Genomic DNA, 13,183 nt, shown 5'->3' with positions numbered 1-13,183 from the left:
ACCGATTGCAAGCGGTCGGCGGGGCCATTGTGGCTCTTGACAGCGGATTGGGTCATATGAGCGAAAGCCCGCCAGAGAGAGCAAGGTGCCATGAAACAAGGTGGCATTGATCTTTTAATCATGCCACCGAAGTTGAAAGGCTGATTGCCGCTCTGGCGGGCTTGCAGCGTCGACTGGTTACGCGGTTTGGTAAAACCGCGTAACCCTAAAGCTCTAATTCATTCAAACGGAGGATCGCAACAATATAGATCTTGAGCGCCTGCTTGAGCTGTTCCTCGTTGGCGCACTCGTTGGGGCCGTGCATCTGGCCGCCCCATGCGGGCAGCTCCAGGCCGGTCTCCTCGGGGCCAAACGAGACGGCGCGGGCAAAGTTGCGCGCGTACGTGCCGCCGCCCATGGCAAAGGGCTCGGCATGCTTGCCGGTGAACTCGTTATAGGTATCGATAAGCGCCTTCACGGCCGGATCGTCGGCAGACACCGAGAACGGCACCTTCGCACGACCCAGCTGGCACGTCACGCCAAAACGGCCCACGAGCGGCTCGAGCTGCTCGCGGATGGTATCGGCACTCGTGCTGTCGGGGAAGCGCACGTCGATGACCTGCTCGATATGGCCATCCGCCACACGGATGACGCCAGCGTTGCAGGTAAGCAGGCCAAACGCTGGGCTCGTCGCGTCGATACCCAGGCCGCGACCATAGGCATCCGCATGCACAAAGGCCAGGAACTTGACGAACTCGTGCTCGGCAGGCGTCAGCAGGCGCTCGTCGCGTGCACCAAACGCGTCCTCGGCCTCGCGCAGATACGACACGATCAGGCCGACGGCGTTGATGGTGCCCTCAGGCATCGAAGCGTGACCGCCAATACCGTGGGCGAAAATCTGCGCATGCCCGTTATCGAGTGTCGTGATCTCAAGGCGGTCGGCGTTCTCGACCGGCGCCGGCAGCTCATCGGCGGCAATCGCGAGCTCGCAGATAGACTGCGACGGAATGGCGTTGCTCGCCTCGGAGCCGCTCCACGACACGATGCGCCCGCCGTCGATCTTGGGGCTCACGAACGTCGCCCCAAACTGGCCCTTCTCGGCATTGCAGACCGGGAACTCGGCATCAGGCGTAAACAGAAAGTCAGGGTTGGGGTAGTTCTCCAGATAATGGTGAACGTCGGACATGCCCACTTCCTCATCGCAGCCCAGCAGCGCGCGGAAGGTGTAGCGCGGCACAATGCCGTGCTTGAGCAGGTACGCGCCGGCGTAGAGCGACAGCACTGCCGGGCCCTTGTCGTCGATCACGCCGCGACCGAGCAACCAGCCCTCGCGACGCTCCATCGCAAACGGATCGGTATTCCAGCCGGGGCCGGCGGGCACCACGTCCACGTGGCAGATGGTCGCGAGCTGCTTATCGCCGCGACCCGGGATATCGGCAATACCCACATAACCCTCGTCGTCGCTCGTCTGGTAGCCGAGCTTTTGCGCGATGCCGAGCGCGCAATCGAGCGCATCACGGACCGGACGGCCAAACGGCGCATCGGGCTCCGCATTGGCAGAAACCGCCACGGACGGATAGCTCACCAGCCGCTCGATATCGGCGACGGCATCTTCCCAGACCTCGTCGACGTACTCGGTAACGCTCTGCTCCACCTGATTCATGGACGACCTCCTTACCAGTAAGGGGCAAGTGCGCCGCCCCTCACATCAAATACTTATATAGCGAAAAGTTTAGCAAGCTCGGCCACCGAGTGCACCACCGCATCGGCGCCCGCGGCCTCGTGCTCCCCCGGCGCCGCCGCGCCCGAATAGATGCCGATACACGGCACGCCCATCGCGTGCGCGCCCTCCACATCGTTAAAGCGGTCGCCAATCATCACGGCCTCATCGGCAGTCGCGCCAAGCGCCGCCAGGGCGTCGCGGACCGAATCGGCCTTGATTTCGCGACCCTGCGGCGGATTCATGCCAACCACCGCCTCAAACTGAGAAAGCCCGAGCTCACGTACCATGTCGACGCACTTCGCCTCCATGCGAGACGTCGCCACGGCCATACGCTTGCCCTGAGCGGCCAACCCATCCAGCAACTCGGGGATCCCGTCGAACACGGGATACTCTTCCGGTCCCAGTTCATCAAAAAAGGCGCGGTACTCGTCAGCCACCACAAGCGACTCCTCGCGCGAGAAGCCATAAAAGTCGTGAAAGCTTTTCCACAGGGGCGGCCCGATCATACGGCGCAAATCGCCCATCTGTGCCTCCGAAAACCCGCGCGCAGCCAGCGTCTTGCGCGTCGAGGTCATCACCGCCCGACCCGTATCGGCCACCGTGCCATCAAAATCGAACAGCACGACCGGCCGATCACATAGCTGTAATGCCGCCATCGGCATTCCTCTTCCCCAGTTGACGATTTCCACACCGACACTTCAAACTGTTGACTATTCAACAATTGAACCTAGTAATGTGGAACGACTCTACTATACTTGTCGCACTTTGCTCTCAGAAGGCGGCGCGCAAGCGCCCCAACGAAAGGTGCAATTATGTCTTTTGCCATCATAACCGACTCCACGTCGGACATCTCCCCCGCCCGTGCCCAAGAGCTCGGTATTTACGTGATTCCACTGCACGTGATTATCGAGGGCGAGGACCTGCTCGACCAGGTGCAGATTACCGCCGAGGAATACGTCGCCCGCATGGCTGGTTCCGAGCAGTTGCCGCACACCTCGCAGCCGAGCGCCGGCGAGTTCAAGGCACTCTTTGACCGCGTGCGCGCCGACGGCCACGATAGTGCCATCTTTATCTCGCTATGCAGCGAGTGGTCCGCCTGCTATGCCAACGCCAGCCTGACGGCCGAGACCCACGAGCTCGACGTGCGCTGCATCGATTCGCGCACCGGCTCGGGTGCCGAGGGCCTGCTGGTAGAGTACGCGCTCGCCATGCGCGAGGACGGTCGCAGCCTGGACGAGACCGAGGCGCAGATCCGCGCGACGCTGCCCGACGCGCACCTGTTGCTGATTCCCCGCACACTCGAGAACCTCGTTAAGAACGGCCGCGCACCTAAACTCGCCGGCCAGCTCACCCAAATGCTCAACATTCGCCTGGCCGTTTCGCCGGAATGGAAATCGGGCGAGATCAAGGCCATCAAAAAGGGCCGCGGTGCCAAGCGCATCGTTGCGAACACCATGGCCGACTGCCTCGAGTTTTTGACCGAGCACCCGGGCTCCAGCGTGCGCGTGCTCACGACTGGCGCCACCGAGGAACAGGAGCTAGTTAACCAAGCGCTCGCAGGCCAAAACTACGTAGACGCCGGCACCGGCCCCATCGGCTGCACCATCGCCACCCACGTAGGCGTCGACGCCATCGCCATCAGCTACTGCCCCCGCTACCAACCTGCCAAATAGGGACAGGTTTATTTTGGCATGTTTTATCTGGGCAAACGTCCAGCGCCAACAAATACCAGCCTGACTAGATCGGGCAGGCAGGAGCTATCGAACAACCAAGGTACAGCCAGCCGTAGCAAAGCCATCATGCCGGTGCACCCCAACTCAAGGCGCGCCGGCATCCCTTTAGGAATTGCGGTGGGAAAGGGGCCGAATAGTCGAAAGACAGCGAACCGCCGAATGCCGCTCACGGAGCGGCACCCCACTATCACCGAACCAAAATCAAAGTCGAGTATCTCAAATAGCCGAAATGGCGTACCCTCATCCCAATGAACGCAGACAAGAATGGCATTCAAATGAGCAACGCCGTGCATCAATACGCCCTTTTCGGGAACGCCTTATTCAAACTCAATAAAACGGTTGTCCACGCTTCGGATCCGCGTAAGCAAATCGTCATCTGTAGCAACGGTCCAGACATCCGTTACGCGACACTCGAAGAATGGGACAAAGCCGGCAAATCTTTCAACGAACATGCACAGACCGAGGGCATCGTTACCAGCGCGAGCCCAGCGCGCGACAAACTCGAGCTCTTTCGCAATCTATTTTCCGGTCGCAAAGATGTGCACGCTCACGGGTATCGCAGAAAAGACGGGGGCATCGGCTATACACCCGCCTGCGCAAATGAGTGGAGGCCAGGCATTTGTCCCAAAGCAAACCATCAGAGAATTAAATGCGCTGAATGTCGCAGCCGCACATTCCTTGAGCTGAACGATGCCGCCATTATCGCCCATTTCAAAGGCAGCGACGACAGGCTCCGGGACGTCATAGGTCAATATGTTCTCGACAAAGACTGCAACACGAATGTCCTTGTCATCGATTTTGACAAAGCCGACTGGAAAGAAGCGGCAAACGCTATCAGGCTTGTCGCAAAGAAGCATGGAATCGATGCAGCGATTGAGCGATCGAGGTCAGGCAACGGCGCGCATATCTGGTTTTTCTTTCTCGAATCTGTGAGCGCAAAGACCGCGCGGGATTTTGGGAGCTGCCTTATCATCGAAGCGGCGGCGCTCAACAAGTCAATCACCTTCGAAACCTTTGACCGAATGCTACCCGCGCAGTCCACCATTCCTGAGGGCGGCTTTGGAAATCTCATTGCGCTGCCTTTTCAGGGAAAAGCGCAGCGGAAAGGAAACAGCGTATTTGTTGACGAACGATTCGAGCCCTTTCCCGACCAATGGCTTTACCTTTCGCAAATCCAACTAATCTCGCGTGCGACGGTGGATCGTCTGATCGAGGACACCGAAAACAAACCGCTTGGAATAGCAACAGCTGCAGCGACAAACAAAACCAGGCGCAATGTCCAAAAGCCACGAAAGCGGCTCCCGCTCACGCCACGAGACTTCCCCTCGAACCTGCCCGTCACACAAGCCGATATGCTCTACATCCCCGAAAAGTCTCTGAGCCCGGCAGCTCAAATGGAAGTCCGCAGGCTTGCGACATTTGCCAACCCGGAGTTCTTCCGTGCGCAATCTATGCATCAATCAGTATTCGGCAAACCGCGACTCATAGACCTCAGCGAACTTAGAGATGGCCGCGTCGCGATTCCCAGAGGCTGCAAAGCCCAACTTGAGCAGCTGATTCAAGAAGCCCACGTTACTGCCCATTATTCAGACGAACGTAGCACGGGCAATCCAATTGAGATGGCATTCAAAGGGACCCTTCATCCCGAACAGCAAATTGCCGCCGACCAGATGCTTGAATACGAAGACGGAATCATGTCTGCACCAACGGGCTTCGGTAAAACCGTCATCGGAGCTTATCTTATTGCCGCCGTTGGTCTTCCGGCGCTCGTCATTGTTCCAAAGACCGCGCTCATAGCCCAATGGAAATCGCAGCTCGAACGATTTCTCGACATTACGGACACCAGAGAGCCGGTCCGAACGCCAAAAGGACGAATCAGCAAAAAGCAACCTCCCCTTATTGGACAAATCGGAGGGGGCAAAACCGCCGTCAGCGGCCTTATCGACGTCGCTTCCTTTCAGTCGCTATCCGGCAAAGACTCCCAAACCGGGGAGCCGATAGTTAAGGACCTTGTTTGTAATTACGGCCTCATTATCTGCGACGAATGCCACCATGCTGCCGCGCCTCAGCTCGAGCTCGTCCTCAAGTCCGTTCCAGCCAAATATGTATATGGCCTTTCCGCGACACCCGAGCGCTCCGACGGACTCACACGCGCGCTCTCGATGCTCTGCGGCCCGCTTCGCTATGCCATCGATCCAAAAACGCAGGCAATTCAGCAGGGCATCCAGCGCATCGTGCGGCCGAGATTTACCGGCATTCGGCTATCTGCCTACGAGCCGGGTGCAAGCTTCAATCAGATTCTTGATCTGCTGTGTGCACATGCGGCAAGAAACGAATTGATTGTCGATGACGCCCTCGAAGCAGCGTCAAACGGTCGGCATCCGCTCATACTATCCAAAAGGAAAAAGCATGCTGAGGAACTGTTCAGGCTGCTTAATGATCGCAGACACGAACCCATACTCTTAACCGGAGAAATCGGTGCCAAAGAAAGAAAAACGATACTGAACAGTCTTCCCGGCCTTGAGCATGAACATCGAATCATCGTCGCCACCGAAAGCCTTCTGAGCGAGGGCTTCGATCTGTCCTACCTTGACACCCTATTCATTGCCACGCCGATATCTTGGGACGGCAGTGTAACGCAGCAGGCGGGCAGACTGCACAGAAGCCACGAGGGCAAGCAACAGATTGAGATATTCGACTACATTGACCTGTCGATACCCATGCTCGCTCGCATGTACCAGAAGAGACTCAAGACGTACGCCAAGCTGGGCTACGAAATTTATTCAGCAGAGGACAGTGAGCAACCCGATTACAACATTCTCATAGAGCCAGCAAACGCTATTGAGGCATTAATTAAAGACATCACCGGTGCCACAAAGAGCGCCTTCATAGCCGCATCCTACGCATCCGCCGCATGCCTCGCGAAACTCACCGCCACACTCGCAGGCGCAGCCGCCCGTGGGATTACCCTTGAGATTTATGTTGCCTCAACTCCGCGCGATGACGCGAAAGCGATTTTTGCCGAGATGAACGTCGACTATTCCGTCAAGGCCAAAGGGCGGCTTTGCGCGGCCGTGATTGACGAGGAAACTGTCTGGTACGGGACTATTCCGCTGCTGGCATTCCCCAAGAAAGAAGACTGCAGCATCCGTTTCAAAAGCAATGAAGTCGCCGCTGAGTTTTTGAGCGAAATCCAGCAACGAGGAGAACCGGGGGCCGCAGCAACGAACGTGGCGCCCCTATCAGTTGCGGTGGAATAGGGTCTGCTCCTGGCCAATCAGCCGCCAATCAATCCCTATTCCACCACAACTTGGAAATCGGCGATCAGCCCAGCGGACCCTGAAACAGCTCCTGATGAGTGCCCATTCTCACCAGCCTAATCATTGGGTTAGTCTTATGGGGAAGATAAAGAACGACCACATCGACCAAGCCATCGGATAGGTGGAAATCGATGTGGTCGTTGTAGTTTCCGCCCGGGTTTGAGAGCTCGTGGGCGCCATACTCCGCCGGAAGTGACCCATGAGCCACAAGCTCTGCAACCGCCGCTTTAAACTCACTTTTTAGCTGCGGATGCATGCGCATCGTTCGTTTGTAGTCCACCTTAAATTGAGCCTCGACTTTAATCTCGAACATCGCTATTCCTCATCGAGGAATGACATAAGCTCATCAGCGTTATTGAATGACGGGCTATCGTCCGGCAAAATCCCCAACTCATGAGCCTCGGCGATCACCATGGCACGCCTCGTCGCCTCGTTGGGCACCTCCGCCCTTCCTACAATCTCAAAAGGAATCTTTCGCTGATTTACCAGCTGCCGAACGGCAAGATTGAGATAGGAATTGAGGCTGAGGCCGACCGAATCCAAGAACTCAGTCGCCTGCTCCTTGAGCCCCTCTTCGATTCGAACCGTCGTAGGCTTAACTGTTGCTGTAGACATTTGCGACCTCCTCGCCCTCGTCTTTTACACCAGTATACCCAATATAAATGGCAATCTGATGTTAAATAACATCAGATTGCCATGCGTATTCATGTCGCGTGGGCACGATTGATCTACATCAGCCCGCTCAGGGCGATGTCGACGGCTTCGTTGAGGTCGTCGGTGATGTGCACGAGCTCGGGATCGAGCGGGCTGATCATACCGGCGTCCATCACCGGGCCGTTGAGCCAGTCGAACAGGCCCTGCCAGTACTCTGTGCCCACCAGCACGAGGGGCATGCGCTTGACCTTGTGCGTTTGCACCAGCGTGAGCACCTCGAACATCTCGTCGAGCGTGCCAAAGCCGCCGGGAAACACGATGGCGCCCGAGCTGTATTTGACGAACATGGTCTTGCGCACAAAGAAGTAACGGAAGTCCATGCCGAGGTTCACGTATTTATTGAGCCCATGCTCGTGCGGCAATTCAATGCCCAGGCCAACTGACTTGCCGTTGACACTCGCCGCTCCCCTGTTGGCCGCTTCCATGATGCCGGGGCCGCCACCGGTGATAACCGCCACGCCGCGCTGGGCAATCTTACGGCCGACCGTGCGCGCCGCCTTGTAGGCCGGGTCCGTCTTGGGCGTGCGGGCACTACCGAAGATGGTCACCGCAGGCCCTAACTCGGCAAGTGCGCCAAAGCCATCGACAAACTCGGCCTGGATGCGCAGTACGCGCCACGGATCGGCATGCAGCCAGTCGGTCGACTCCTCGGGCGCCAGCAGGTTGGCGTAGGTGTTGTCCTTAGGAATCATGGGGCCGCGCATGACCACGGGGCCGCGGCGGTACGTCTCGTCGTAGGCAGGCTCGCCCTCGACGTTCTCATTCTTAATCATGGGCACTCCTATCGAGAAAAAGAAAAGCGGGCGGGGTCGACGCCATGCGCCAAACACCCGCCCGAACATCAACTATTCGGTATGGTACCCACGATGCATCAAGTGCTTGCAAGCTATCGGTCAGCGGTCGTGCGGCCGGTGTCAGCAAATGTGACGACCGGCCGTCGCTCGCCCCTTGCCGTTGCCCGCGCTCTGCAAGCGCCCGCGCCGCTCTTAGTAGTCCACCGCCGCAGGGCTGTTCATCCAGTCGCTCACAAACGCGCCGTAGCGGCCCTCGATAATGGCCTGGCGGGCACGCTGCATAAGGTTGAGCAGGTAGTAGATGTTGTGCATCGAAAGCAGGATGCCGCCGAGCATCTCCTTCTGCGTGACCATGTGGCGAATGAGCGCGCGGCTGTAGCCGCCCGTGCACACCGGGCAGGTGCAGGTGGGGTCGATGGGGCCGTCGTCGTGCGCAAAACGCGCGTTGCGGAAGTTAAGGCGACCTTCACTGGAGAATGCCGTGCCCATGCGGCCGGTGCGCGTCGGCAGCACGCAGTCGAACATATCGATGCCCACGCCCACGCCGCGCACGAGCGTCGTCGGGTTGCCGACGCCCATCAGGTAGCGCGGCTTGTGCTTGGGCATGTACTCGCTCGCAAGCGGCGCCAGGGTCTCGAACATGGTCTCGTGGTCCTCGCCCACCGAGTAGCCGCCGATGCCGTAACCGGGGAAGTCGCCGCACTCCTCCAGATGGCGCAGAGAGCGCAGGCGCAGATCCAAATGCATGCCGCCCTGGACGATGCCAAAGAGCGCCTGGTCATCGCGGGTGTGAGCCTTGTAGCAGCGCTCGGCCCACATGCTCGACAGCTCCACCGCGCGCTCAACGTAGGCGCGCGTGGCGGGATAGCCCGGGCACTGGTCCAGCTGCATGCAGATGTCGGAGCCGAGCTTCATGGCGATCTCCATGTTGTCCTCGGGTGTCCAGAACACGTGGCGGCCGTCGTAATCGTTGACGATAAAGCGCACGCCCTCGTCGGTGAGCTTGACGGCGTCGTTGTGGCTGAACACCTGGAAACCGCCCGAGTCGGTGAGGATAGGACCGTGCCAGTTCATAAACTTGTGCAGGCCGCCCAGCTCGGCGATAGTGTCCTCGCCGGGACGCATGGACAGATGATAGGTGTTGGCAAGCACGATCTGGGCGCCGAGCTGTTTGACGGTCTCGGTGGGGATGCCCTTGACGTTTGCCTTGGTGCCCACGGGCATAAAGATCGGCGTCTCGATGTCGCCGTGCGGGGTGTGCAGCACGCCGGCACGCGCATGCGTCGTCGGATCCTCGGCGATCAGGTCGAATTTAAAAAGGCTCTGGTCCATAAACTGGAACTCCTTGGTTGCGGTTCATACGCAAACCATTATACGGGCAACCCGCAAACCGCACCGACTCGACAGAAACTGGTGCAAAGGGGTCATAGTCATTGGGGACGTTCTTAAACGGTTAGTCGTTGGGGACAGTCTTCAGCGCCATCTTGCAAAGGAGTGTCCCAATCTGCCGGCACTTAGGGACTGTCCCCAAGCGCCGGCAAGAGTATCCCTTATGACTAGTCATTTAAGAACGTCCCCAACGACTACTCCAGCAACACCGATGTTTTGGCAACGTCAGCGAGCGGTCACCAGAGCGAACAAATTGGCATGAAAAGAGGACGGCATAGACCTTCTGGTCATGCCGCCCTCTTTGAATGACAAGTTGTCGCTCTGGTGACCGCGCAGCGTCAACTGGCTACGCGGTTTGGTAAAACCGCGTAACTCTTAGGGCCGCTGGCCCATGCCACCCTCGAGGGTGACGGTCTCGCCGTTCATGTACTTAAAGTCGGGACCGCAGAGCTGAACGACCACGCGGCCGATCTCCTTCTCGACGTCGCCGTAGTGGCCTGCCGGCGGCATGTGGACGTTGGCCTTGAAAGCCTCGGGGTAAGCATCCTGGAAGTTCTCGAGCGCAGCGGTCCAAGCAAGCGGGCAAACGATATTGACGTTGATGCCGTCCTTGCCCCACTCGTTGGCGGCAACGCGGGTCAGGCCGCGGATGCCCTCCTTGGCGGCAGCATAGCTGCACTGGCCATAGTTGCCAAACAGGCCGGCGCCCGAGGCAAAGTTGACCACGGAGCCCTTGGTCTCCTTCAGGTGCGGATAGGCCTTCTGCATGTACAGATAGGTAGCATACAGACCGGAGTAAATGGCCAGGTTAAACTGATCCATGGTGTGATCGGCGATGGTCACACCCGAGGCGCTGGCCTGAGCATTGTTGACGACGGCGTCGATGCGGCCGAACTCCTCAATGGCCTTGTCGATGACGTTCTGGACAACGGCCTCGTTATCCTGGCCAGCCGAGACATCGGCCTGAACAGGCAGAACCTTGACACCGTACTCGGCCTCGAGAGACTCCTTGGCGGCCTCGAGCTTGGCGACGTTGCGGCCGGTGATGACGAGGTTCGCGCCCTCCTTGGCAAATGCGATATCGATGCCGTAGCCGATGGAGCCAGCGGAACCGTCCTTAAGCGTGGCCTTGCCGCCGCCGGTGACGATCACGGTCTTACCAGTGAAAAGTCCCATACAAAGTCCTTTCAAATCGCGACGGGCACGCCCGCCGACTGCGCGTATCCAACTTCACGCGCCAAAAGCTGAGATGCAACTTTAGCGTGTTCAAGCGAAAATAAAAGACCGCGGTAGGCGAACGGCACCACGTCGTTCGGCGAAGGGATTGTCAAGTACAAACTGGATAAAGCGGCCGAGTTATCGTTATCAGATCGAGCCATCGAACACGTTTTGAAACTTTGCTGCAGCGCGTGGGATGTCGGCGCGAGACTTTATCATAGGGTGACAAACAACGATGAGGAGCACATGCCTATGACAGACGAGCTGGACCCCCAGACTCAACAGCATATTGATGATTCCGCAGACACCATTGACGACTGCGATACTTCTACCAGCAGCGATGGCAGCATTGATGCCGCCGTCGAGGAGGCTCCTGCCGCCGCAGGCGAGGCCGCAGACGCAAATGTCGCCGCAGAGCAAGACAAAGAAGAGCAGCTAGAGCAGCCGAACCCGAGCGATACTGAGCCCAAGGCCGAGAACGCTCCGCAAGTAGCAGGCCCCATCGAGGTGTCTTCGGAAGAAGAGCTCGACGCCGTCATGGACTCCATGATGGATGCCGTCAAAGCGATGAAGGACGCTGTCGCCGATGCCGATATCGACGCCGAGGAAGAGGAAGCAGCCGAGGCCGCCTCGACGTTTGTGCCCGGCGAGACCCCGGTTGCCGACCAGGGCAGCACCATGCCCTCGTTCCTGCAACTCGAGCACCCCACGATCGGCGCCGACGCGGTCGACCCGCACGCAGCGGGCTTTTCCGTGATCGAAGGCGGCACCGGCAATATCGCCGCGCCGCAGACTGCCGATGCGAATGCCGCCAAGGCCGCACACCCAACCACCTCGCATGCTCCCGCCACGAGCCGCGACCTGGGGAGCGCCGTCTCAAACACCGCTAACGCCGTGGGCACTTTTATCGCCCAGGGTGCGTCGGCCATGCGCGAGATGAACGCCGCCAAGAAGGCACTCGCCGATGCCCGCGCCCATTTAGCCGAGCTTGAGCAGCGCATCGCCGACCAGGCAGAGGAGCTCGAGACGCGCCAGGACATCGCAGACCGCTACGATCAGATCATCGCCGATCAACGCCAGGCGATTGCCGCGGCACAAAAGACCGCTGCGGCAGCTGAAATTAACCGTGATGCCCGTGCCGCCAAAGCGACTGAGCTCAAGGGCCAGCTCGAGCAAATGAAGGCAGAAGATGATGCGACCGAGCTCCGCCTGAAGGCTGCACTCGACGCCGTGGAAGCCCGCGAGGCGAGCTCGCGCGAGACCGGCAACCGCCTCGTTCGTCGCCTTGAGGATTCCAAGCGCATCCGCGACAAAGTGAAGGCTGAGCGCGATGCCGGTGTCGCCGCCGCACGACAAACTGCCGATGCTACGCGCGCGCAGCTCGAGACCTTGCGTCGCGAGTATGCCGAGCTGCAGCGCAACCCTTCGGCAAATCCCGCCAATTACACCGTGCGCACCAGCGAGTTGTCTATGCAAATCTCCGACGCTGCCGACACCCTCCGCAAGGCCGAGGAAGATATTCCGCGCGTGACCGCCGATCTTGAGCATTCACTCGCCGCCGCCGAGCAGGCCGTCGAGCAGGCACAGGCCCCCATCGCTGACGCTAAACGAGCGCACCAGGCCGTAACGGCTGAGGCAGATGCCGCGCGCGACGAGTTGCAGTCCGCAAAAACTGCCGCCGCGACGCGCCAGCGCGAGCTGCGCGAAAAGATCGCCACACAGGACAAGGCACGCCGCGAGCAAGAGCAGGCCATCGCAAACGCCCGGGCAGATGCCGCGCATGCGCAGTCGATTATCGAGCAGGCGACCGAGGTGCACGACCATCCCGAGATCACCGAATCGCTCGCCGGGTCCTTGGCACGCGACAAGGCCGAGTATACCGAGACCGAGCGCGAAGTTGCCCAACTCGAGGCCGCCGAAGACGACGTACGCAAGCGAACCCGCGACTCACGCGTCAAATTCACCGGAGCCATCGCCTGCATTGTCGCCGTAATCCTCGTGATCGTCCTGATCTGGCTGTTCGCGAGCAAGTAAACCAGCTGCCAAAAAACACTCAACGCAGTTGCGGTGAGATAGTTCCTGTTTAGCCTCAAAAAAGGCCAATTCAAGAACTATCTCACCGCAACTTATTAGATTGATGCAAGGTAGTCATTGAGGACGTTCTTAAACGACCAGTCGAACAAGAACGTCCCCAACGACCACATCGACAACCAAAGAAATGCCGATGTTATGGCAGAGTCAGACACTATGACCCAATCCAGGGGCACGGAAACGACAGGAGCCCCCGCTCGTGACCGCGGGTCGGGGCTGCGA

10 protein-coding genes are annotated in these 13,183 nt (G+C 59.1%); 3 read left to right on the top strand and 7 right to left on the bottom strand.

Features of this window, described 5'->3' with window-relative positions:
- Nucleotides 1-205: 205 nt before the first annotated feature.
- The gene (locus ACESWY_RS10060; protein ID WP_373094314.1) at nucleotides 206-1,642 is read right to left on the bottom strand and encodes a M20 family metallopeptidase; all 1,437 of its coding nucleotides are present in this window, start codon (nucleotides 1,640-1,642) and stop codon (nucleotides 206-208) included.
- 53 nt (nucleotides 1,643-1,695) lie between these two features.
- Complete coding sequence (locus ACESWY_RS10055) at nucleotides 1,696-2,391, bottom strand: HAD hydrolase-like protein (RefSeq protein ID WP_373094316.1); 696 nt, start codon at nucleotides 2,389-2,391, stop codon at nucleotides 1,696-1,698.
- 123 nt (nucleotides 2,392-2,514) lie between these two features.
- Between ACESWY_RS10055 and ACESWY_RS10050 the strand changes: the two genes are divergently transcribed.
- Both ACESWY_RS10050 and ACESWY_RS10045 read left to right on the top strand, forming a co-directional pair.
- Entirely contained in the window at nucleotides 2,515-3,375 is an 861-nt protein-coding gene (locus tag ACESWY_RS10050) for a DegV family protein (protein ID WP_373094317.1), read from the top strand.
- A 308-nt stretch (nucleotides 3,376-3,683) separates the two neighbouring features.
- Nucleotides 3,684-6,695, top strand: a complete 3,012-nt coding sequence (locus ACESWY_RS10045) for a TOTE conflict system archaeo-eukaryotic primase domain-containing protein (RefSeq protein ID WP_373094319.1) — start codon at nucleotides 3,684-3,686, stop codon at nucleotides 6,693-6,695.
- 64 nt (nucleotides 6,696-6,759) lie between these two features.
- Here ACESWY_RS10045 and ACESWY_RS10040 read toward each other — a convergent pair whose 3' ends face one another.
- The 5 genes from ACESWY_RS10040 to ACESWY_RS10020 all read right to left on the bottom strand — a co-directional run bounded on the left by ACESWY_RS10040 (nucleotide 6,760) and on the right by ACESWY_RS10020 (nucleotide 10,828).
- On the bottom strand, nucleotides 6,760-7,068 hold the full coding sequence (locus tag ACESWY_RS10040; protein WP_373094320.1) for a type II toxin-antitoxin system RelE/ParE family toxin: 309 nt from the start codon (nucleotides 7,066-7,068) through the stop codon (nucleotides 6,760-6,762).
- A 2-nt stretch (nucleotides 7,069-7,070) separates the two neighbouring features.
- Entirely contained in the window at nucleotides 7,071-7,370 is a 300-nt protein-coding gene (locus tag ACESWY_RS10035) for a type II toxin-antitoxin system RelB/DinJ family antitoxin (protein WP_022093815.1), read from the bottom strand.
- 113 nt (nucleotides 7,371-7,483) lie between these two features.
- Nucleotides 7,484-8,242 carry an LOG family protein gene (locus ACESWY_RS10030; protein WP_196033977.1) on the bottom strand — a complete coding sequence of 253 codons (759 nt, stop codon included), beginning with the start codon at nucleotides 8,240-8,242 and terminating at the stop codon, nucleotides 7,484-7,486.
- A gap of 213 nt (nucleotides 8,243-8,455) precedes the next feature.
- Nucleotides 8,456-9,595 (bottom strand): tRNA guanosine(34) transglycosylase Tgt, encoded by a 1,140-nt coding sequence (gene tgt, locus ACESWY_RS10025; RefSeq protein ID WP_195622157.1) that lies wholly within the window; start codon nucleotides 9,593-9,595, stop codon nucleotides 8,456-8,458.
- A gap of 432 nt (nucleotides 9,596-10,027) precedes the next feature.
- Nucleotides 10,028-10,828, bottom strand: a complete 801-nt coding sequence (locus tag ACESWY_RS10020; protein WP_006235414.1) for an SDR family NAD(P)-dependent oxidoreductase — start codon at nucleotides 10,826-10,828, stop codon at nucleotides 10,028-10,030.
- 294 nt (nucleotides 10,829-11,122) lie between these two features.
- Between ACESWY_RS10020 and ACESWY_RS10015 the strand changes: the two genes are divergently transcribed.
- The gene (locus ACESWY_RS10015) at nucleotides 11,123-12,904 is read left to right on the top strand and encodes a coiled-coil domain-containing protein (RefSeq protein ID WP_138374898.1); all 1,782 of its coding nucleotides are present in this window, start codon (nucleotides 11,123-11,125) and stop codon (nucleotides 12,902-12,904) included.
- Nucleotides 12,905-13,183: the final 279 nt, after the last annotated feature.

Origin of the sequence: Collinsella aerofaciens ATCC 25986 (assembly GCF_964237925.1) — a bacterium.
In the GTDB taxonomy this organism is placed as follows: domain Bacteria; phylum Actinomycetota; class Coriobacteriia; order Coriobacteriales; family Coriobacteriaceae; genus Collinsella; species Collinsella aerofaciens_BJ.
Note: the sequence above shows the minus strand (reverse complement) of the source record. Positions and strands in the feature narration are given on the sequence as shown.